At 38.3% G+C, this 21,916-nt stretch carries 19 protein-coding genes; 8 read left to right on the top strand and 11 right to left on the bottom strand.

Features of this window, described 5'->3' with window-relative positions:
- Positions 1-236: 236 nt before the first annotated feature.
- The 5 genes from JEP40_RS18385 to JEP40_RS18365 all read left to right on the top strand — a co-directional run bounded on the left by JEP40_RS18385 (position 237) and on the right by JEP40_RS18365 (position 6,127).
- Entirely contained in the window at positions 237-1,112 is an 876-nt protein-coding gene (locus JEP40_RS18385; protein ID WP_198624720.1) for a LysR family transcriptional regulator, read from the top strand.
- A gap of 204 nt (positions 1,113-1,316) precedes the next feature.
- Positions 1,317-1,838 carry a fimbrial protein gene (locus tag JEP40_RS18380; protein WP_198624719.1) on the top strand — a complete coding sequence of 174 codons (522 nt, stop codon included), beginning with the start codon at positions 1,317-1,319 and terminating at the stop codon, positions 1,836-1,838.
- A gap of 59 nt (positions 1,839-1,897) precedes the next feature.
- Positions 1,898-2,557, top strand: coding sequence for a molecular chaperone (locus tag JEP40_RS18375; RefSeq protein WP_198624718.1), 660 nt, complete (start codon positions 1,898-1,900; stop codon positions 2,555-2,557).
- Between the two features lie 12 nt (positions 2,558-2,569).
- Complete coding sequence (locus tag JEP40_RS18370; RefSeq protein WP_198624717.1) at positions 2,570-5,095, top strand: fimbria/pilus outer membrane usher protein; 2,526 nt, start codon at positions 2,570-2,572, stop codon at positions 5,093-5,095.
- Between the two features lie 9 nt (positions 5,096-5,104).
- Positions 5,105-6,127 (top strand): fimbrial protein, encoded by a 1,023-nt coding sequence (locus JEP40_RS18365; protein WP_198624716.1) that lies wholly within the window; start codon positions 5,105-5,107, stop codon positions 6,125-6,127.
- A gap of 75 nt (positions 6,128-6,202) precedes the next feature.
- Here the strand turns inward: JEP40_RS18365 and yigL are convergent, their stop codons facing one another.
- The 4 genes from yigL to pldA form a co-directional block, all read right to left on the bottom strand.
- Positions 6,203-7,003 carry a sugar/pyridoxal phosphate phosphatase YigL gene (gene yigL, locus JEP40_RS18360; RefSeq protein WP_198624715.1) on the bottom strand — a complete coding sequence of 267 codons (801 nt, stop codon included), beginning with the start codon at positions 7,001-7,003 and terminating at the stop codon, positions 6,203-6,205.
- Between the two features lie 12 nt (positions 7,004-7,015).
- Entirely contained in the window at positions 7,016-8,020 is a 1,005-nt protein-coding gene (gene pldB / locus JEP40_RS18355; protein WP_198624714.1) for a lysophospholipase L2, read from the bottom strand.
- Between the two features lie 18 nt (positions 8,021-8,038).
- Positions 8,039-9,868 carry an ATP-dependent DNA helicase RecQ gene (gene recQ, locus JEP40_RS18350; RefSeq protein WP_198624713.1) on the bottom strand — a complete coding sequence of 610 codons (1,830 nt, stop codon included), beginning with the start codon at positions 9,866-9,868 and terminating at the stop codon, positions 8,039-8,041.
- A 114-nt stretch (positions 9,869-9,982) separates the two neighbouring features.
- Positions 9,983-10,858: a phospholipase A gene (gene pldA / locus JEP40_RS18345; RefSeq protein ID WP_198624712.1), complete on the bottom strand. Its 876-nt coding sequence runs from the start codon at positions 10,856-10,858 to the stop codon at positions 9,983-9,985.
- Between the two features lie 232 nt (positions 10,859-11,090).
- On the opposite strand from pldA, the gene JEP40_RS18340 reads away from it, so the two are divergent.
- Together JEP40_RS18340 and rarD are read left to right on the top strand one after the other, a co-directional pair.
- Positions 11,091-11,558: a thioesterase family protein gene (locus tag JEP40_RS18340; RefSeq protein WP_198624711.1), complete on the top strand. Its 468-nt coding sequence runs from the start codon at positions 11,091-11,093 to the stop codon at positions 11,556-11,558.
- 145 nt (positions 11,559-11,703) lie between these two features.
- Positions 11,704-12,597 (top strand): EamA family transporter RarD, encoded by an 894-nt coding sequence (gene rarD / locus JEP40_RS18335; RefSeq protein WP_109410165.1) that lies wholly within the window; start codon positions 11,704-11,706, stop codon positions 12,595-12,597.
- A 98-nt stretch (positions 12,598-12,695) separates the two neighbouring features.
- On the opposite strand, the gene uvrD is transcribed toward rarD, so the two are convergent.
- The 6 genes from uvrD to lptM form a co-directional block, all read right to left on the bottom strand.
- Positions 12,696-14,852 (bottom strand): DNA helicase II, encoded by a 2,157-nt coding sequence (gene uvrD, locus JEP40_RS18330; protein ID WP_036939531.1) that lies wholly within the window; start codon positions 14,850-14,852, stop codon positions 12,696-12,698.
- A 144-nt stretch (positions 14,853-14,996) separates the two neighbouring features.
- Entirely contained in the window at positions 14,997-15,713 is a 717-nt protein-coding gene (yigB, locus tag JEP40_RS18325) for a 5-amino-6-(5-phospho-D-ribitylamino)uracil phosphatase YigB (RefSeq protein WP_198624710.1), read from the bottom strand.
- Positions 15,713-16,636, bottom strand: coding sequence for a tyrosine recombinase XerC (xerC, locus tag JEP40_RS18320; RefSeq protein ID WP_198624709.1), 924 nt, complete (start codon positions 16,634-16,636; stop codon positions 15,713-15,715). Before xerC ends, yigB begins: the two co-directional genes overlap by 1 nt.
- Entirely contained in the window at positions 16,633-17,343 is a 711-nt protein-coding gene (locus JEP40_RS18315; protein ID WP_198624708.1) for a DUF484 domain-containing protein, read from the bottom strand. Before JEP40_RS18315 ends, xerC begins: the two co-directional genes overlap by 4 nt.
- Before the next feature lie 25 nt (positions 17,344-17,368).
- Positions 17,369-18,193: a diaminopimelate epimerase gene (gene dapF / locus JEP40_RS18310; protein WP_198624707.1), complete on the bottom strand. Its 825-nt coding sequence runs from the start codon at positions 18,191-18,193 to the stop codon at positions 17,369-17,371.
- A 41-nt stretch (positions 18,194-18,234) separates the two neighbouring features.
- Entirely contained in the window at positions 18,235-18,402 is a 168-nt protein-coding gene (gene lptM / locus JEP40_RS18305) for an LPS translocon maturation chaperone LptM (protein WP_198624706.1), read from the bottom strand.
- Between the two features lie 79 nt (positions 18,403-18,481).
- Here lptM and cyaY point away from each other — a divergent pair, with 79 nt between their 5' ends.
- Positions 18,482-18,799 (top strand): iron donor protein CyaY, encoded by a 318-nt coding sequence (cyaY, locus tag JEP40_RS18300; protein WP_198624705.1) that lies wholly within the window; start codon positions 18,482-18,484, stop codon positions 18,797-18,799.
- A gap of 68 nt (positions 18,800-18,867) precedes the next feature.
- Here the strand turns inward: cyaY and JEP40_RS18295 are convergent, their stop codons facing one another.
- Entirely contained in the window at positions 18,868-21,462 is a 2,595-nt protein-coding gene (locus JEP40_RS18295; protein ID WP_198624704.1) for a class I adenylate cyclase, read from the bottom strand.
- Positions 21,463-21,916: the final 454 nt, after the last annotated feature.

The following is a 21,916-nucleotide window of genomic DNA, read 5'->3' as shown; positions in this document are numbered from 1 at the left end:
AAAGACACTTATATCTATTTAATAAAATAAAAACCTCCAAATAACGAAAATAAAAAATCATAAATGTTTTTATGAAAAATAGATTACGCATTAATTAATATCACTATCTCTTATAATGTTAATATTTTTTAAACTTGATTAAAAAACGAGTATTACTACCTATTAACAATGCTAAGATATATTGCTAGTTTCATTTTTAATGAGTATTAAATAAACAATAATAAGAAGGTTCCATTATGGAAAAATCCCGAACAACTCTCGATCAGTGGATTACCTTACAAGCCGTCGTTGATTATGGTGGTTTTGCTCAGGCTGCAGATGCACTGCATAGAACACAATCATCAATTAGCTATACAATCAATAAATTAGAGCAAACATTGGGCATTGAAATTCTCTCTTTAGAAAAAAGACGAGCAGTGCTTACGCATGAAGGTAAGCTATTACTTGAGTTATCGAGAGAAATAACTAAACAGGCCATTTCGCTGGAGAGGGAAGCAAAAAAATTAATACTTAACAATAAGTTAAAAATAAACATACTTATTGATCCTTTATATATTTCAGACTTATTTTTAGATAAAATCTCTCAATTTATTAAAGAGAATAAACATTATGATATTAATATTCATAAAATTGCACTCAGTCAATCGGATGTACTATCGCAAAAAGATCATGATTTAGTGATAACACATCATAATATAAAATCATTACAACCCATTGATTTAGAACGTATTGAAACAGTATTAGTTACACATCCTGAAAGTGTATTACAACATATCCCAAATAGTGACTTATGCAAGGAATTACAAAAGCATACATATATTTCATTATTCCGTGATAGCATAGATATAGACCATCATAATCAAGTGATTCATGTTGGTTCAGTGGAAACAGCAATAAGCCTTGTTAAACATGGTCTTGGCTATTCTCGACTCCCCTTAGCAGTCATTCAGGAAGAATTGAATAAAAATACGATTAAACAATTAAATACACAAAACAAAGATAAAGAATATAGTTTTTATCTTTATTTGAATAAAAATTCATTTCCTATAGAGGATATAGAGAAATTATTATTAGCAATAAATAGTTCATCTCGTGATTTAATTAATGACTAATTAAACATTATTCTTAATTAAAAAAATAAACATTAAACATTTTGATATTAAGACAAAAAAACTCATGTAAATCTTCATTAACTTAAATTTTTTGTAATGCTATATTTTATTGGCATATCTCCTATGCAAATAAACTTATACTTAAATCTATACTTATAAATAAATTAAAAAGTAAAAAAAATTACTTTTTATACAGGACTGATCATGAGCAAATTAAATAAATCTCTCTATTTATTAGGGATGAGTTTCTCTCTACTTTCTGCACCTGCTGCTTTTGCATCGGGCACTATTAATTTTACCGGAGAAATAACAGACCAAGCCTGCACAGTCGATAGCTCTTCTAAAAATCTGACTGTAGATTTAGGAAAAGTATCTTCAAAAAGCTTAGCCACTAAAGGCGAAGTTGCAGGCCTTAAAGATTTCACGATTAAACTGATTGATTGCCCTATTGATACCACTGTTGCCGTACGTTTTGGCGGTACTCGTGATGCAATTGATAGCGATATTTTGGCCATTGACCAAGTCTCAGGTGGTGCAACAAATGTTGGTATCGCACTATTCGAGAAAGATGCTGTATCTCAAATTAATCTATACGACGACTCTAAAGAGGTCGAAATTAAAGGTACTGAAATTAACCTAGATTATGTTGCCCGTTATAAAGCAACAGCACAAGCAACACCAGGCCCAGCTAACGGCTCAGCTGTCTATAGCATCCAATACAAATAATAAAAAATGAGGGTAATACTTATTACCCTCTTATTTCTTCTTAACTTTATGGCACCAATATGAAAAAGAATATTTTTCTCACATTATTTTTTTGCTTTTCTCTCATAACGGTATGCCATGCTGCTGGAATAAGTGTGGGTGGAACACGGTTTGTTTATAACGATAACGCTCGTGAAATCAGTATCCCTGTTCTAAATACCGATAAAGAAAAACCTTATCTGATCCAAAGTTGGGTTTCAGCTTTTCAAGGTAATGACAAAACACCTTTTATAGCAACACCACCTCTTTTTCGTATTGAGCCGGATAGTACTGGTACAGCACGTATTTCTTATACAGGTGAACCCTTAAACTCAAATACCGAAGTTGTCTATTGGCTTAATATAAAATCTATTCCCCCCGTTGAGAAAAGCCCTGAAAATCAACTTCAGCTGGTAATTAATTCTCAATTTAAGCTCTTTTTACGTGCTCATGATATTGAGCCACTTAACTTTAATAACGTCGAACTATCAAAACAAAATCAAGGCTTGGTACTTAAGAACAACACGCCTTACCACTTAACAATTAAACATATTTTTATTGATGACAAACGCTACCCTTACGATCCTCTAATTCAGCCACATCAAGAAGTGATATTGCTAAAAGAACCCCCTACTTCTCAGAAAGTTACGGTGCAGTTTATTAATGACTACGGTGCAACTGTAGATAAAGTATTAAACTAAGAGTGTATGGCGATGACTTTATCCATAATAGCGTTATCAACAAAACGATTATTCGTATTTCCTACCAATAATCTCAATCGCCACGGTTTACTGGCCATGGCGATCGCCACTATTTTATATCCTTATCAGGTAATGGCTGAAGAGCAATTTAACCCCGATGCACTCAATTTAGGAATAGAAAACCAGGTTGCAGATATTAATAGCCTTGATTACTTTTCTTATGCTGGGGGTCAACTTCCAGGTGTCTATTCTGTTGATATTTATCTCAATAATAAATTAATTGATAACCGCCAAGTACGTTTTATTTTTAACGAAGAAAAAAAGACGCTTACACCAGAGATCACTAAACAAGACTTATTAAATTGGGGGGTCAAAGAGTCTGTAATACCACAATCTAATCAAAAAGTTAAAAATGAAACAATCACTGATATTGCTCGTGTTATTCCAAATGCAACATATCAGTATGATTTTTCACGAGCACGCCTGTCATTTTCTATACCACAAATTGCTTTATATAATTATGGGCAAGGCTATATCCCACCCACGCAATGGAATGACGGCATTAATGCTGCCTTTGTGAATTACACCTATCGACAAAATAAGTATTGGTATCATGATCAACATAATAGCGACTCTCTTTTTTTAGGGTTACGCAGTGGTGTTAATGTGGGTGCTTGGCGTTTACGTAATCACAGTAACTATAATAAAAATAGTGATAACTCATCACAGTGGAATAGTTTGCAGACTTATGTTGAGAGAGATATTCGCAGTTTAAAAAGCCGTTTAACCATCGGTGAAACCGCCTCTGATAATGATGTATTAGAGAGTATTCCATATCGTGGTATTAAACTTGCTTCTGATGAAAGTATGTTGCCACAAAGTCAACGAGGGTTTGCCCCGGTTGTAAGAGGAATTGCTCAAAGCAATGCTGTGGTTACTGTTCGTCAAAATAACAGTGTGATTTATCAAACTTCTGTTCCACCGGGTGAATTTGCTATTTCAGATTTATATCCCACCTCTTACAGTGGAGACTTACAAGTCACAATTGAAGAAGCAGATGGAACAACACGTACCTTTTCACAACCCTTTTCAGCGGTTCCCATGATGCAACGTGCGGGTAGCTTAAAATACAGTATAGATATTGGTAAATATAATGCTGATAGCGCAGCAAAAAAACCGAACTTCTTACAAGCATCTGCGATTTATGGTCTACCGTATAACTTATCACTTTATGGTGGCACATTAATCTCTGCTGATTATCAAGCTTATGCATTAGGTACTGGAGTTAATCTTGGCTATTTAGGTGCCGTTTCTGCAGATATTACTCACGCGAAAACAACCTTAATAAATGACGATGAAGCCCAAGGGCAATCTTATCGTATTCAATATTCTAAATATCTACCTGATACCAAAACTGGTTTTTCACTGGCATCTTATCGCTATTCAACAAAAGATTATTACGATTTCTCGGCAACTAATGAACGTTTTTCTCATCTTTATCATAAGAAAAAACAGTTTCAGTTATCTGTATCGCAATCTTTAGGAGATATGGGTTATCTCTCATTAAATGGCTATCAACAATATTATTGGTATCAAGACCGAGTTGATCGCAATGTTAATGTCAGCTTTAACTCAAATTATCGTGCATTAAGTTATAGCGTCTCTTATGCCTATAACAAGCGTCAAGAAAGTGGATTAACCGATCAGATTTTATCTATTAATTTTAGTCTACCGTTTAATATTGCTCAGAATAACAACTGGTTAAGTTATCGCTATAACACCAGCAAACAAGGTGATTCTATTAGCTCTGTAAGTTTAAGTGGTACTCAGTTGGAAGATAACAACCTGCAATATGATATTTCACAAAACTACAATCATTCTCGTCAAGAATACAGTGGCTCTGTTAATGGCAACTACAGTGCTTCTGGGGGAGAGATCAGTGCGGGTTACAGTTACGACAAACGTTATCAATCAATGAATTGGGGAGCAAATGGTGCACTCTTAATTCATCAAGGTGGAATAACGCCATCTCGGACAATTTATGATTCTGCAATTTTAATTAAAGCGGAAGATGTTGATAACTTAAAAGTCAGTAGTGCACAGAGTCTTTATACCAACAATCAAGGCTACGCAGTTATTCCTAATGTTTCACGTTATGAACGCAATAAAGTCACCGTCGATCCTGCCTCTTTAACGGGTAATAATGATGTTGAATTAACATCAACGACGGTTATACCGACCAAAGGAGCAATTGTCTTAGCTGATTTCAAAGCAAGAAAAGGGGCTCGTGTGCTTGCAAACTTACACTACAACGGAACACCATTACCATTTGGTACTCAAGTCGAGATTTATCAAAACGAGCAAGTGCTTTCAAGTGGAATTGTTGCCAATGACGGTGAAGTTTTCTTAAATGGTGTACCTGAGCAGAGCCAATTACGCGCTAAATGGGGTAACAGCGCCGTTGAACAATGCCAAACCACTTTAAATGCGGATCTTTCGTTAGAAAAGATCCAGTTTTTACAACTTGATTGCAGATAGGTGATAACAATGAATAAATATATAACACTAGGTTGTCTGTCTGCTCTTTTGTATACATCAACTACTATGGCTGAATTTAGGGCAGAGCTCACCACTAAGACGGTAACTTATTCGGCACCTATTTACGTCTCGCGTTCAGCGCCAATTTTAACGGAAATCGCCACAATCCCGTTAGGAACAATGAATGCATGGACATGGTGGAACCTTTCCGGAGACGCAGTCAGGCCAGGGATTTATTTACCGGGTTCGTTTAATGCTTCCAGTCCTAGAGTGAATGGTGCTTATGTCAAAGAACTCAACAGTAGTGGTATTGGCTATACGTTACATGGCACCATTAGCGGAAGTTGTAGTGGATCTGCTTATGTAGATGGTCAGCAAAATATTGATGGTAACTATAGCAATAGGCTTATTTGTTCATCTAACACCACCAGCGGTAACTACTCCGTTACATTGGAGATGAAGCTATATAAGCTACGTGATAATGTAAAATCACAAACCATTCCGGGTATATGGGCTGCGATGTTGATTGTCTATAACAATGGTTTTATCACCAGTGACTATACGGGTAAAATGGAGCCAAGGATTAATCTTTCACCGTTAACCATTATTTCTAGTGGTTGTGATGTGGTGAATAATAATATTAATGTTCCTCTTGGAGCTGTACCTAAATCCAGTTTTAATGGCGTGGGCTCTGTAAGTGCAGAGAGTATTAAAGACTTCAATATCGATTTAAGTTGTGATCCTGTTTCACCGATTAAAATTCGATTTGATGGTGTTGCCGATAGCCAACAAACTGCAGGAACGATTGGTTTAAGTAACCCAACAGACAGCAATACGGCTAAGGGTTATGGCATACAAGTTAAGTATCAAAACCAGCCAATAAAACTGGGACAATTAATAACAGTAAGTGAAAAAAACAGCAGTGCAGGAAGTTATTCTATTCCTTTAGAAGCAGGTTATATCCAAACATCCGATACAACGAGTGCCGGTAAAGCGAATGGGACATTGCAATTTACAATGCAATATCACTGACCAAGTTTGGACTGATTTAAAAGCATGAAGAAAGGCGAACAATATTATCTTGTTCGCCTTTTCTGTTAACTGGGATCACACTTGATATAATTTACGTAAATAATGAGGTACAGCATCATCGACGTTAGTTCCAATCACTTCCATATTTGGGAGTAGATCTTTTAATGCCTGATGGGCATTTTCCATAATGCAGCCTTTACCTGCTATCTTTAGCATCTCCTTGTCATTCATACCATCACCAAACGCAATAGCATCTTTCGCAGAATGTTGCATCAATTCGGCTACTTTCTCTAGAGCCTCACCTTTAGATACCCCACCTGCCATGACTTCTAAGCAATTACGCAGAGAGAAACTCACATTGACCTTATCACCCCAACGCTGATTAATTTCCTCTTCTAGTTTCAGCAATAGCTCATGGTCATCAGAGGTGAAGAAAACCTTACACACATTGGTGGTCGGAAATCCTGTTTTACAATATAACTCGTAGCCAAAGTCTGATTCTCGAAAAAACTCACAAGCCCCTGGCATCTCTTTATTAACATACCAATAGTCACCAGCATAAATATTGGTTTCAATTTCAGGGTGATCAAAAACCATAAGTGATAAGTCATAAGCAATTTCAGGTTCAAGATCTTGGCTAAAAATAAGGTCGCCATGCGTGTTATGCACTCTTGCACCATTAGACGTTATCATATAAGCGTTAATGCCTAATCCATCACGAATTTGAGCGACATCAACATGATGACGGCCTGTTGCGAATACAAAATGCACCCCTTTATTAATAAGTAGGTGCAGTGTTTCTTGCGTATAGGGAGTTAATACATGATTAGGTGATAACAACGTGCCATCAAGATCTGAAGCGACTATCGAATACATACACATTCCTGATTAAAATAAATGCTTATCATAAAACTCACAAATTTCATTTAATGCTTGTGAGCGTAGCTTATCTATTTCGAACAAGATTTCATGATGCGCACCCTTAATCACCAGTGGCAGTTTTTGCTTTTCTTCTCTTGTTCTGGACTGACTATAACGTTCACAGAAAGCCCTGAGCTCTTGATTATCTACCACCTTGTCATGCTCAGCTTCAAGCACTAATAAAGGGGTATCAATCTCTCCTGCATGTTCAATTAACCAATCTCCTGTTTGTAGGCTTTCTCCCATCCAATGATAAGTAGGGCCACCTAATCGTAGCTCAGGAAAATCAGCGTAATAACGTAAATAACGACGGTATCGTTCATGGCTATGTGTTAACACATTAATAATAAAAGGTAATGGAAACCATTTACCTGTTGATACAGCATAGTTATTTCTTTCAGATTGACTTTGTTCTGCTCGATTGATTAAAAAATTAGCCACCCAGCGAGGTATCGGTAATTTAATACCAAACATCGGTGCACTTAATGCGGCAGCTTTAAAAACATGAGGATGTTTTAGAAGATATCCCGCTAAGATAGCACCGCCCATTGAATGAGCTAATGCAAAATAATGTTGGTATTGATAAGGCAGCACCATCGCATCAATGAATGTTGAGAAGTCATCAATATAATCACTAAATTTTTCTACATGGCCTTTTTGTGCGTCTTCTAATAGTCTGTCGGACAGGCCTTGCCCTCGATGATCAAGCAAAAAAACATCGTAGCCGGTATGGAAAAAATCAAATGCAACTTCAGGATACTTTACATAGCTTTCACTACGGCCTGAAGCAATTACTAGTGCTTTATTGTGCGATGATGAACGCCAATGAACACAACGAATTTTTGCTCCATCAACGCCCGTAAATTCACCTTCTTCACGCTGGTTCCAAAAATCCAATAAAGCGCCATTCGTGAAAGCAGAAAACTGCTTTTCACGAGATAACCACGAATGTTTAAAAAGAGTGGTTGTCATAGGCTCTCCTTGTTGGCGTTATTCAAAGCCCTCAATATGGTCACGGATCAGTGTCATAAAAGCGGGTCCAAATCGTTCTAATTTCCGTTGGCCGACACCGTTTATTAATAACAACTCATCAGGATAAACTGGGCATTGCTCTGCCATTTCTATCAATGTGACATCATTAAAGACCACAAAGGGCGGAATATTTTCTTCATCAGCAATAGATTTACGTAATTTACGTAGTTTCGCAAATAATTTTCTATCGTACTGCCTATGCGCATTTTTTGTTTGTTGATTACGGCTTTTTGTTGGACTTAATAATCTAGGCACGGCTAGTCGCAATGGAACTTCACCTCGTAAGATGGGTCTTGCCATTTCAGTAAGCTGTAATGCAGAACGGTGTACAATATTTTGTGTCACCATACCTAAATGAATAAGTTGACGTATTACACTTACCCAATGCTCATGACTTTGTGCTTTCCCAATACCATAAACGGGTAGCGTATCATGCCCTGCATCGCGAATACGTTGATTATTCGCCCCTCTTAATATCTCAACAATATAACCAATCCCAAAGTGTTGCCCCGTACGATAAATACAGGATAAAGCCTTTTGCGCATCGATTAATCCATCATATTGTTTAGGAGGATCAAGACAAATATCACAGTTACCACAGGCATTTTGTCGATGCTCATCGAAATAATTAAGGAGCACTAGTCGTCGGCATGTTTGTGCTTCAGCGAATGCTCCCATTGCGTTGAGCTTATGCATTTCAATCGCTTTTTGGTCACTTTCTGGCTTTTCATCTAAACAACGACGTAACCACGCCATATCAGCGGGATCGTAAAATAATACGGCTTCTGCAGGTAATCCATCTCGCCCTGCACGCCCAGTTTCTTGGTAATAAGACTCAATATTACGAGGTATATCAAAGTGGACCACAAAACGCACGTTAGGTTTGTTTATCCCCATCCCAAACGCAACGGTTGCAACAACAATTTGCAAATCATCACGCTGGAACGCCTCTTGCACTTTGGCTCGCTGTGTCATTTCCATTCCGGCATGATAGCCCGCAATACTCAACCCTCGCTTACTGAGTCGCTCTGCGGTTTCTTCTACTTTACTGCGACTATTACAGTAAATAATACCTGACTTACCTTTTTGACCACGAATAAAGAGCCAAAGTTGATCAAGTGGTTTATATTTCTCGACTAAAGTGTAGCGGATATTCGGCCTATCAAAACTGCTGATATGAATTAAAGGATCATGCAAGACTAGCTGATTGATAATGTCATAACGTGTTGTGTTATCTGCTGTTGCTGTCAGCGCAACAATAGGAACATCGGGAAGATATTGCCTTAATAGCCCAATTCCTCGATATTCAGGGCGGAAGTCATGCCCCCACTGTGAAATACAGTGTGCTTCATCAACGGCCAGCAATGCGGGTTTCCACTGCACTAATTGATGAAGAAAGCTTTCCATCATTAACCGTTCAGGAGCAATATACAACAGTTTTACTTCACCCTTTTGACAACGCACTTGAACATCAAGTTGCTCTTCACGGGTTTGTGTTGAATTTAAATAAGTAGCTTCAATACCATGAAGACAAAGCTGATCGACCTGATCTTTCATCAAAGAGATCAAAGGCGACACAACGACGGTTAATCCATCTAACAATAGTGCCGGAATTTGATAGCAAAGGGATTTTCCACCCCCCGTCGGCATCACAACAAGGCAATCACGCCCTGTTGTAATAGTATGGATGATTTCTTGCTGACCAGGACGAAATTGCTGATAACCAAAGGTTTCTCGCAAAATAGTCTGTGCTGATGGCATTGAATTAAGAACTTCTGCTGTGGACACGCCGTTCCTCTGAAAAGCTGCTGATAAAAACTATGATGAGGAGTCAAAGAAAAGGCACCAATATGAAGGTGCCGTCATCATTTATAGCGTTATGCTACCCCAGAACGAGGAAAATTACAGCATATCATTCAGCATCACACCCACACCAACACGTGTCTGGCGAAAATTATAGTCAATCATCGATTCACCATAACCACTAAAGACTTGGGTATAAAAGCGAACATGCTTAGTAATTGGATAGCTCCAACCTAATTCAGCTGCACCATAACCACTATTCCAGTTATAGCGACCCGTTGCAGTGATCACACTCTCACCTAATCGATAACCTGCTTTTAAACGATAATAGCCCATATAACGATTAATTTCTGGATTATCATCATGTTGTGCACTTTCGCTAAAGCGATACCATGGTTTTAAATCAAGTTGTAAATTACCCTTTTGTGCCATAAAGCGGGCATAAACTCGATTCCAACTACGAGATGTAGGATCTGAACGCCCATTTGACTCATGGTTAAAACCCGTCTCAATTTCACGAAGTGTCCAACCCGCAAATTTATAGTCAGTAGCCCAACCTAAAAAGAGTTGTGGCTCATAATTTGTCTCACGGAAAGGGGCTGATTCTTTCTTATTGCTTAATTGCCACCAAGAGCGCTGAGTATAAGACGCCGCTAATACAGAGTTTTCACCCGCAATACCACGCCATAAAGGAAAAGCCAAACTGAGCTGAAATTTCACCTCATCTTTTTTAGCCTTATTACCCCAATCATAACTTTGAATCGCCTCTTTATTCATATCAGAGGTATCAGTGTAAATAATATAATTGGATTCATAAGGGTAAAGAACAAAAGGTGAATCGTATTCTTGTAATAAACCAGAAATGATACTGCCCTGAACAAGCGGTGCAGGAGATGATGATGTTTGAATTTCGGATGCAAATCCCCATGCTGGATAGAATAAAGCCACCGCAAGTAAAGAACGGATGTAACGCATAGTTAATTATCCTGTTTCATTATTGAATAATATAGAAGTTAGTACTTACTTTAGAATTAGTTCTTATAAATGTGCTTTATTACACTTAAGCCACCATATTTTACACGTAATCGCCATTAAATCTCGTATATTTTTACACCATTATATTTATAGCACGAATGGGAAATTACGGTTTCGTCATGTATTATTAACATTATATTAACTTTATGACGTGATATCGGAGGTTCTAAAAATGGAAAAACAGCTAACATTAGAAGAGGCTCAAACATTAATTGGTCATATTTTTGTGTATAAAATGCCATTTAACCAGTTGATTGGTTTAGAGTTAGTTCGTTTTGAACAAGATTATGCAGAAATTCAATTCCGCTACCAAGATAAATTGGTCGGTAATATTGCTCAACGTATTTTACATGGTGGCCTTATTGCTTCAGTGCTTGATGTTAGTGCAGGATTAGTTTGTGTTGGTAATGCATTAACACGTTTAGCACCTATATCCCAAGAGCAGTTAGAGCAGAAACTCGCTACAATGGGCACGATTGATTTGCGGGTTGATTATTTACGACCTGGACGCGGGGAGTGTTTTACTGCAAGTAGCCATATCTTGCGCAGTGGCAATAAAGTCTCTGTTGCTCGTGTTGAATTACATAATGAAAAACAAGTTCATATAGCAAGTGGAACAGCAACCTACATTGTGGGTTAAGTCTTTGTTAAAATTCATTGTGCGCTATGATGCTTAGAATGTTATTAATTACTTGTAAAAATACATGCCTAATGACACATTAGATAATGTCATTGGGTATGATAACCCCGTCACACATTTCCTTTCCATCAATTCCAGAGATAGCATGAGCCAGAAAAACACGATGAAAGGCGTTTTATGTGCCTTAGGCGCCTATTTGATCTGGGGTATTGCCCCTGTCTATTTTAAAAGCATTCAAGAAGTGCCCGCAGAAGAGATCCTCACACACCGTATTCTATGGTCATTCTTTTTTATGTTGATTTTAATGACGATTAGTCGTCATTGGCCTTATTTACGCCAATTAATACGTCAACCTAAAAAAATTCTACTCTTGGCACTGACAGCTGTGATTATCGCAACTAACTGGCTTACCTATATATGGGCCGTTAACCATGGCTACATGCTAGAAGCTAGTCTTGGCTATTTTATTAACCCCCTTGTTAACGTCCTGTTTGGTATGCTTTTTTTAAGCGAACGTTTCCGTCGTATGCAATGGGTAGCTGTAGGTTTAGCCTTTACGGGGGTATTTATTCAATTATGGCACTTTGGTTCTGTACCCGTGATTGGTTTAAGTCTTGCCGTGACTTTTGGTCTTTATGGTCTACTGCGTAAAAAATTAGGTGTCGACGCACAAACAGGAATGTTAGTCGAAACATTATGGCTATTCCCTGTTGCGTTAATTTACATCTTATTTTTTACCCATTCGCCAACAAGCAATATGCTTGAAAACAGTTGGTCATTGAATACCTTGTTAATTGCAGCCGGTATTATTACAACTGTGCCATTATTGCTCTTTACTGAAGCGGCTCATCATCTGCGTTTATCAACTTTAGGCTTCTTCCAATATATTGGCCCAACTTTGATGTTTATTCTTGCCACAATGGTATATGGCGAGCAAATTGATGCAGAAAGATTAGTGACCTTTGGTTTTATTTGGGTTGCCCTTATTTTGTTTACCTTAGATGCACTCTATACCCAACGTCGTTTAAGACGCGGTTAATCCCCCAAAACTCACTCTTCCGTTAAATAACTAATTTGTATAAAAGCGGAGGAGTGTTTTTTATATTAAGGTAGTAACTACTCACTTTAAATAACAACTTACTCTAGTCGAGCAAATGCTGCTACCAGCCATTTAATACCTTCGCCATTAAAGGCAATTTGTAATCTGCAATGCTCGCCACTACCTTCGATATTAATAATGGTTCCATCACCAAATTTAGGGTGTTTCACACGTTGCCCAAGTGAATATCCTGTATCATTGCTAATAATCGGAGTTCCTAAACGGCTATGATTAACAGGACGTGAAACTGTCGCACGTAAACGCACTTCTTCGACACACTCTTTGGGTAATTCACCAATAAAACGAGATGGTCGATGACTCACTTCTTTTCCATATAAACGGCGGTTTTCAGCGTAAGTAAGCGTTAACTTTTTCATTGCGCGTGTCACACCAACATAGGCCAAGCGACGCTCTTCTTCTAAACGCCCACCTTCATCTAATGACATTTGACTTGGGAACATACCTTCTTCAACACCTACAATAAAGACTTGTGAAAACTCAAGCCCTTTAGCGGAGTGAAGCGTCATTAATTGAACCGCATCTTGATACGCATCAGCCTGGCTTTCACCAGATTCTAATGCTGCATGTGAAAGGAACGCTTGCAGTGGCATCAAATCTTCGTCTTCATCTTGATAACTAAATTGACGAGTTGCAGTGACAAGCTCTTCTAAGTTTTCAATACGGGCTTGAGCTTTTTCGCCTTTTTCTTGCTCATACATCGCTTTTAAACCTGAATCACGAATAATTCGGTCTGTTTGTACATGTAATGGCATATCTGCCGTTTCAGATGCTAATGTCTCAATTAACTCTAAGAATCGCTGTATTGCCGCTGTTGCTCGCCCTGCTAGCATTTTATGTTCGATAACCTGTAATGCACTTTCCCATAAAGTAATTTGGTTATCTCTTGCGACTTGGCGAACAATATCTAATGTTCTATCTCCAATGCCTCGTGTTGGTGTATTAACAACACGCTCGAAAGAAGCATCATCATGACGATTCGCGGTTAATCGCATATAAGAGAGCGCATCTTTGATTTCTTGGCGTTCAAAGAAACGTTGCCCGCCATAAATACGGTATGGCATTGCCGCTTGTAATAATGCTTCTTCCATTATACGAGATTGAGCATTACTACGATAAAGAATGGCACAATCTGTCAGCGCACCACCTTCTTCTTGCCAACGCTTAATTCGACCAACCACATAACGCGCTTCATCTAAATCATTAAAAGCACAATATAGCGAGATAGGTTCGCCTTCTGCACCTTCAGTCCACAAATTTTTACCTAACCTATCACTGTTATTTGCTATTAGCGCATTCGCAGCTTTTAGAATATTACTTGTAGAACGATAATTCTGCTCTAATCGGATAGTCTCTGCACCAGGAAATTCATTTAAGAAGTTTTGAATATTTTCAACTTGTGCACCACGCCAACCATAAATAGATTGATCGTCGTCGCCTACAATCATCACTTTACCCGTTTGACCCGCCAGCATTCTGATCCATGCATATTGGATCCGGTTAGTATCTTGGAACTCATCAACCAAGATATTAGTAAAGCGGTTTTGGTAATGTTCTAAAATTTGTGGCTTATTTAACCAAAGTTCATGGGCGCGTAATAAAAGCTCTGCGAAGTCCACCAGCCCTGCACGATCGCATGCTTCTTGATATGCTTGGTATACTTTTAACCATGTGGTCTCAACAGGATTACCATAGGTTTGAATATGCTGAGGACGTAATCCTTCATCTTTTTTACCGTTGATGTACCACATTCCTTGTCGTGCAGGCCATTGTTTATCATCAAGATTCATCGATTTAACAATACGACGAATAAGGCGATATTGATCGTCACTGTCAATAATTTGAAAGTCTTGTGGTAGGTTTGCATCAAGATAATGTGCTCGTAACAAACGATGAGCTAAGCTATGGAAAGTCCCTATCCACATACCGCCTTGACTGGTACCAATTAAATCTTCGATACGATGACGCATTTCTGCAGCTGCTTTATTGGTAAACGTCACCGCCATAATAGAAAAAGGGGAGGCTTGCTCAACAGATAATAACCAAGCGATACGATGTACCAATACGCGTGTTTTACCACTGCCTGCGCCAGCAAGCACTAACATATTTATGCGAGGTGCGGCCACGGCTTCGCGCTGTTTATCATTAAGGCCTTCTAGCAGATATGAGACGTCCATAATTACCAATCATTTAGTGAGGAAAATACTGTGGATATATACAGAAATAATGAGTAAGCAACAAACTAACAGGATTTCATCCGTGATGCAAAGTAAAGCCTTTTTCAATCGCGTTTATCTCTGCCATTTTGATCTAATATCACGTTAAACCAATTCTATCAGTTTACTTAAATCTGTAATTTCAATATGTGGCATCACGCGAGTTTCACCTTCTTCAAACAAACTACGGTTATCAAGGTTAATCCAGCAAGCTTGTAATCCACTATTAACAGCACCTTCAACATCCGTCACAAGATGGTCACCCACATGTAAAATTTGTTGATGAGGCACTTTTAAAAGTGTTGCCGCTTTATCAAACATATCAGAATAAGGCTTAGAGCGACCATCAGGGCCAGCTTTTAAAATATGTGAGAAATACTGCCCTAAGCCACAACTTAGCGGATTCGCATTACCATTTGTAATAGCAATTAACGGAATTTTTTCTGCTAATTGAGTGAGCACTTGATGTGTATTTTGAGGCACATTAATACGACTACGCCAATAAGCAAAATGCGCCATAATTTCATCTGCACCTTGCTTTGCTTTGGCTTCACTGTAGTTGTAATCTAACAACATATTCCTAGCAGCAAGCCAACGCCACTGCGTAATATCATGAAATATCTCTGGATTATTTTCTATAAGTGGCTTTTTATAGGCATTCACATCTTGTTCTGTGAAATGATTAAAACGCAGATCATATTGACGAATAAAAGCCAGTGTCTCTTTTTCCGTTTTATCCATCACTGGCACATTGTCATACAGCGTATCATCTAGATCAAAAGTCATCGCTGCAATTGGCGTCAGAGTTCTGTAAAAGCGCATTATGATTTTTCTCTCTTAGCTCTCGGATGAGCCGCATCATAGACTTTCGCTAAATGCTGAAAATCTAAATGGGTATAAACTTGTGTCGTTGATAGATTAGCGTGCCCTAATAATTCTTGTACTGCACGTAAATCACCACTAGATTCCAGTAAATGTGTAGCAAATGAGTGGCGTAATTTATGAGGATTTACATGGCTATTTAGTCCTTGCTTTACCCCCCAAAGTTCAAAACGTTTTTGTACGCTACGCACAGATAAACGCTTACCACTTTGAGTTGAGATAAAAACAGCCTTATCTTCAGGTGTATAAAGTTCTCGCATCGGAAACCAATTTTGTAACCATTCTATCGCTTTTCTTCCTAGTGGAACTTTACGCTCTTTACTTCCTTTACCTAATACACGCACTTCACCTTCATTCAGATCAATATCGTTAATATTGAGATTAGCAAGCTCTGATAAACGCAAACCCGCACCATACATCACTTCTAGCATGGTTCTATCTCTGACAGAAAGAGGATCGTTTAAGTCGATATTCATTAATTGGTTTACTTCATCTACATCCATATTTTTAGGTAGATGACGACCTGATTTAGGTGTGCGAATACCTTTTGCTGAATTAACATTCAGCATACCTTGTGCTACTTGCCAATCAAGAAAGCTACGTAACGCAGAAAAGCGCAAAGCCAAACTGGTTGGCTGCAAACCGCTTCGATGACTTTTTGCCAATAACATACGTACATGTTGGCTTTCAAGTGATTGCCATTGCGTTATTTTTATCGCAACCATCATTTGCACTAAGGACATCAATTGACGATGGTAATTTTCTACCGTTACAGGACTTAATCGGCGTTCAACTTGAATATAACGCAGAAATTGTTCAATAGCCGTGGTGAGTGTTTCTGGAATATCACTGGGTTGGCTCATTGTCTTGCCACCCAACGTGTTAATAATTCCGGCAAAATATGGGCTAATTTATCCAACATAACGGTTCCCATTCCTTCCTGAAAATGTTGATTATCTCGGCTATTAAAAATAATCACACCTAAATCACCATAATGCCCTAATAATGAGAGGGCAACAGAACCAGAACGCCTTACATTAGGCATCAATAGCATGATCTCTTGCCCATTTAGCATGCCTAAATAGTGATTATCATCACCCATACGCTGAATACGAAAGTGCTCAAAAGCTTGACGAGAGAGTGCGAGCGCTTGTGCATCTAAAGGCGGTTGTAATTGCCAACGATCAGTAAATAGACGTAATTGAACTGAGTACAGACCCAACCTTTTAGCCCATAGGTTTAAACGCTCTAACATTTCATTGAGGGAGTCACTGCTGGATAATTCAGAAATTAATAATAAAAGTTGACTAAACAAAGATTCATTTTCAGAAGCTTGCTCTATCAATAAACGCATATCTTCTTCAAGATAGTGAATGCGATTACGTTGACGTGACATTATCCACTCAACTAATGAGACTGTACCTCTAATGGGATGAGGAACTTGCATTTGCTCAATGTAGCTTGCATTACGGATAAAAAAACCAGGATGCTCTGTGAGGTAGCGAACCACTTGTTGATCATTAAGTTCGTTTGTTTCAGGGCAACAGAACTGCTCATTTTTATCCGTCATACAGATAGCCTCTCAAAAAATAATATTATAGCTGAATGATCCCATCATAAATATGTGTCGCAGGCCCGGTCATATAAAGAGGGTTACCCACTCCTTTCCATTCGATAAATAGCGATCCGCCAGGCAATGTGACTTTCACACGTTTATCTAATAAACCTTGTGAAATACCGATAGCAACTGCGGCGCAAGCTCCGCTACCACAGGCATTCGTTTCACCTGCACCACGTTCAAATACCCGCAAATGAAGATTACTTCTATCCACGATTTGCATAAACCCAATATTAGCACGTTCAGGGAAACGTTCATGTTGCTCTAATACAGGCCCTAATAATTCCACTTCGGCTGTTTTGATATCTTCAACCTGAATAACACAATGGGGATTTCCCATTGAAACTACACCACATAATACGGTGCGTTCCATTGCCCTGATAATATAGGTCTTTTCCGCTTTTTGTGCACGAAAAGGGACTTTTTGAGGATCAAATTCAGGCTCGCCCATGTTGACACACACGTCGTCATTATCCATAACGTGTAAGGTCATTCTGCCGGACTGTGTACTCACTTTAATCTCTCTTTTATTTGTAAGTCCTTTTAGTCTCACAAATCGAGCAAAGCAACGCGCACCATTACCGCATTGTGCAACTTCACTTCCATCCGCATTAAAAATACGATAATGAAAATCAAGCTCAGGATCATAAGGCGCTTCAACCACTAACAATTGATCAAACCCAACACCAGTATGACGATTTGCTAATCGACATATCAATTCTGGTGAAAAATAAACATTTTGGGTCACGGCATCGACCACCATAAAGTCGTTGCCAAGACCATGCATTTTTGAAAATTGCATCTTGCCCCTGCCTGAAACGAAATTACCGTTTCTAAGATTGACTAATTGGTCTGAGTTGAGGCTTTCTCAACTTGCTGGGTTGGCTGGGATGACTGCGTCATTTTTGCCTGAGTATCTTCAGGAGGGAAATAAAGAGGGCCTTTCAAGCCACAACCCGAAAGAGAAATCAGTGTTATTATAGCAAGAGTGCAACGTAAATACGTTTTCATTCGAAATCTGCCTGTCATTTATTTGGTTAATATCCTCTATAATCGCAGTTAGACCTCGAAAAGCAAATAGGAAATGAAGATGAACGACAGTGAATTTCACCAATTAGCTGACGAACTCTTGTCAGAAATAGAACAAACTATTGATAATTATGAAGGTGACGCAGATATTGATTGTGAAATCAATGGCGGTGTAATGACATTAACCTTTGAAAATAATAGCAAAATTATTATTAATCGTCAGGAGGCGTTTCATCAAATTTGGTTAGCGACACGCTCTGGTGGCTATCACTTTGATTGGAAAGATGATCAATGGATTTGTGATAGAAGTAGCGGTGAATTTTTAACCATGCTAGCACAAGCAATAACAGAACAATGTGGGGAAGCATTTTCTTTCTAAAAGACACTGTTAACTACAATAATGGGAGCGATCAAAGCTCCCATTATTGTTTATAGGCTTGTACTCGATTAAGAGTGTTGGACAGCTTTATAATCTGTAAATCCGTGGGCAACAACATTCATCTCAGGTTGAACTTCTTTACTACCCAGACCGGATAATTTACCAAATGATCCACCAGCAAAAGGTAACACCTGTGTTGATCCTTCTACTTTCACAATTTGATAAAACTGTGGCAAGTTAAAATTAATAAAGCTCGAGCCATATGTGAATCGATCATGAGAGGAAGAGTAAAAACGGCTAACATCTTTCACTAACTCTTCTTTGCTTCCTTCACAATGGGAATAAATTTCGACACGATTTGCTTCATCTAAAATATAGATATTAAAGACATTATTATCTTCTGTGGTTTCAAAGAAGAATTGGATAATCCCTTCACACGCAAAGCCATCAATGACCGCAGGTAAATAACGAGCGTCTTTATCCAGCTTAACAGGCAACCCATGAAGTTTGTTATATGAAATTGCACCATAAAACTCGATAGCATTTTCTAATTTTTGCACCGACACATTGAGGCGTTCAAAGAACAATCCCCAAGTTTGCCCAGCAATGCGTAAAGCTTTAAAACGCCCTGGCTCTAAACGATTCGTTGATAAGCGTAACTCAATACATTCTGATACTAACTGTTGCACGCGGGTACGAATTAAACCACGCAGATGTTGGCTATAGCAGAATACTTCAACAGAGGCCGGTGGCGCCGCATCTTGGTGCATTTTACCTAAAATCGTTTTTAACGATTCCAACATAGACTGTGTGCCACTGAAATGAAGGGTTCTTACCTCATTCCAAGAGTTGCGGTACAACAAATCAATGCTACCAATAAGACATTGCTCTTTTTCACCAAAGCTAAAGACATCCAGTTTTCTAAAATCAAAGTGAACCACTTGATCAGAAAAACTCTCTGTTGGATCTGTTTCCAAATTGACAATAATGGCTAGATGCCTAATTTCGCAAGGGCTATACAATGCTTTTGGTGTTGGAGCAGGTAAGCGAATTGGGAAATGGCTCGACATATCCCTGACTAATTCATGTAGTTTAATCTCATCACAAGAGGAATCCCCTTGATGAATATAAACACGAGACTCTTTTGTTAACAGTCCATTAAAGTAAGACCACGCCACTAATTTATTTAGATAGCGGTTATATTCTAATGGTTGATGTCCAACAATATTTTCAAAATCAGGGGCACGATTATATAAATACCATCCGCTACGATTTGCCCGGCCTTGTGGTACATAAATAAAGGTTAAATGTGACTCTGATAAATCAGGTGATATTTGTGGATTAACCAGTGTTACTTTACCGGGCAATGCTTCGAATGCCGCATAAAGTTTACGTGTTAACACACCAATATCTTGCGGGCTTGCACTGACACTTAAGTTATTACGACGCGCGAAACGGATAAGATTGCGATAGCTTTGCATCATCGTATCTAATAGTTCGTTATGCGCATCACGCACTCGCTCTATTTTCCAGCTATCACGGGTATCGAGTATCGTTAAACGTTCGTTATCCCATTGCCACTGAGTCACTAATTGCGATAAAACTTGTCGTCTCCAACCTTCAGATTCATTTTGTGTTTTTTCGTTAGATAATTTTTCACACACTTTCAGATAGAAACAACGACGGATAAGATCAAGACGAGTTAAATCATTGATAGAGAGTAAATAGCGAGTAACACGCTCAAGCATCATACAATAAGCATCTAAGCCGTAATTGACAATTTCACCACGGTGAAGATGTTGCTTCATCTCTAATGCCAGCAGTTTTCCATTAGGATAATCTGCTGAATAAGCTTCTAATAAAATGCTTTTTAATACAGCTTTATATGGTGAATCAACGCTTTTATAAAGCTGCCATAAACTTGCACCAAAATACTCTTCGGCTGAAAGTTCACCTAGTCCCCCCAAATCTAACCACTCATTGGGTGTTAATACACCTTGAGCATAAAGGGAGTTAACGTATTCATCATAATGGTGTTCTTCTTCTACTGGTACCATCGCCCATAGTAAGCGTTTACCTGCAAGGCGTACTGCGGTACGATAAAATTCGTCAAGTAAAAGAATATGTTGAGTAGAACCACAATCTTCCCCACCTAAGCTACCGCTTGCATGATGGCGAAATCTATTCTCATCGATTAAGAAAAATGTAACGTCAATGCCTAGCTCACCAGCCCACTGTTCAATCAGTTGGCACTTGCGTTGTAAAAGCGCACGCTCATCCTGATCCAGCCATGATTGATGGCAGACCCAAATATCAATATCAGAGCAGTGACTTTGCCCAATAGAAGAAGTGCTACCCATCGAGTAGATGCCAGTAATTGGCAACTCTCCGCTGGCGTACCCTTCCATTGGCTCATCACATAATGCGTTAATCAGGTTGTTGGCCCATTGACGTTGCATGTCATCAGGTTCAAAGAAACATGTACCGTGAGGAACATTTCCTTGTAGGTAGCCGGGTAACTCAGGATGGTGGTAATGCAATAAAACAGGAATTAAACCATAGACCTGTTTAAAAACATCACACATCGATGCAAATGCTCGTTCCAGTCTGAGTTGATTAATCGCATCCAGCCGTTGCTTCAGTGTTTCAATATAAAGATACAAGAGTTTCGCCTGAACAATACTAAGAAGATAGTAGAATCTGAGTTTATAAGTGACCGAGCTTGAGTTAATCCATTATTAATAGATAAAACTTTACTAACAAAATCTCGGAAACGTGATCAATTTAACACCTTGAGCTCAAGGCGTAAAGAGGAACTCAAAATATAGCACCAAGATCTAAAAGTGATATTTAAGGGCTTAATCGTGTAAAGCTTTATGATTAATATCTTTATAATCATATAGATAAATCATTTTATTTGTAAAAAAATGACAATAAAAATATTTTAATCCATCATTTACCCCACAAAAACCCCTGCTTACTTGATGATGAGCTACAAAATAAATACTGACAAAGCTTAGAAAATGACTAAAAAAATGAAAATAAAAATAACTGATTGATAAATATGGTTTTTATATTTTTTTTATTATTTTTTTTTATTTTATTTCTATTTTGTAT

It is taken from the genome of Proteus vulgaris, from assembly GCF_016239305.1.
In the GTDB taxonomy this organism is placed as follows: Bacteria; Pseudomonadota; Gammaproteobacteria; order Enterobacterales; family Enterobacteriaceae; genus Proteus; species Proteus vulgaris_C.
This window is presented reverse-complemented; position numbering and strand designations above follow the sequence as displayed.

What these genes read in the sequence shown, in the direction of transcription:
- JEP40_RS18385 (WP_198624720.1), top strand. Translation starts at nt 237, where the DNA reads ATGGAAAAATCCCGAACAACTCTCGATCAGTGGATTACCTTACAAGCC.
- JEP40_RS18380 (WP_198624719.1), top strand. Translation starts at nt 1,317, where the DNA reads ATGAGCAAATTAAATAAATCTCTCTATTTATTAGGGATGAGTTTCTCT.
- JEP40_RS18375 (WP_198624718.1), top strand. Translation starts at nt 1,898, where the DNA reads ATGAAAAAGAATATTTTTCTCACATTATTTTTTTGCTTTTCTCTCATA.
- JEP40_RS18370 (WP_198624717.1), top strand. Translation starts at nt 2,570, where the DNA reads ATGACTTTATCCATAATAGCGTTATCAACAAAACGATTATTCGTATTT.
- JEP40_RS18365 (WP_198624716.1), top strand. Translation starts at nt 5,105, where the DNA reads ATGAATAAATATATAACACTAGGTTGTCTGTCTGCTCTTTTGTATACA.
- yigL (WP_198624715.1), bottom strand. Translation starts at nt 7,003, where the DNA reads ATGTATTCGATAGTCGCTTCAGATCTTGATGGCACGTTGTTATCACCT.
- pldB (WP_198624714.1), bottom strand. Translation starts at nt 8,020, where the DNA reads ATGACAACCACTCTTTTTAAACATTCGTGGTTATCTCGTGAAAAGCAG.
- pldA (WP_198624712.1), bottom strand. Translation starts at nt 10,858, where the DNA reads ATGCGTTACATCCGTTCTTTACTTGCGGTGGCTTTATTCTATCCAGCA.
- JEP40_RS18340 (WP_198624711.1), top strand. Translation starts at nt 11,091, where the DNA reads ATGGAAAAACAGCTAACATTAGAAGAGGCTCAAACATTAATTGGTCAT.
- rarD (WP_109410165.1), top strand. Translation starts at nt 11,704, where the DNA reads ATGAGCCAGAAAAACACGATGAAAGGCGTTTTATGTGCCTTAGGCGCC.
- uvrD (WP_036939531.1), bottom strand. Translation starts at nt 14,852, where the DNA reads ATGGACGTCTCATATCTGCTAGAAGGCCTTAATGATAAACAGCGCGAA.
- yigB (WP_198624710.1), bottom strand. Translation starts at nt 15,713, where the DNA reads ATGCGCTTTTACAGAACTCTGACGCCAATTGCAGCGATGACTTTTGAT.
- xerC (WP_198624709.1), bottom strand. Translation starts at nt 16,636, where the DNA reads ATGAGCCAACCCAGTGATATTCCAGAAACACTCACCACGGCTATTGAA.
- JEP40_RS18315 (WP_198624708.1), bottom strand. Translation starts at nt 17,343, where the DNA reads ATGACGGATAAAAATGAGCAGTTCTGTTGCCCTGAAACAAACGAACTT.
- dapF (WP_198624707.1), bottom strand. Translation starts at nt 18,193, where the DNA reads ATGCAATTTTCAAAAATGCATGGTCTTGGCAACGACTTTATGGTGGTC.
- lptM (WP_198624706.1), bottom strand. Translation starts at nt 18,402, where the DNA reads ATGAAAACGTATTTACGTTGCACTCTTGCTATAATAACACTGATTTCT.
- cyaY (WP_198624705.1), top strand. Translation starts at nt 18,482, where the DNA reads ATGAACGACAGTGAATTTCACCAATTAGCTGACGAACTCTTGTCAGAA.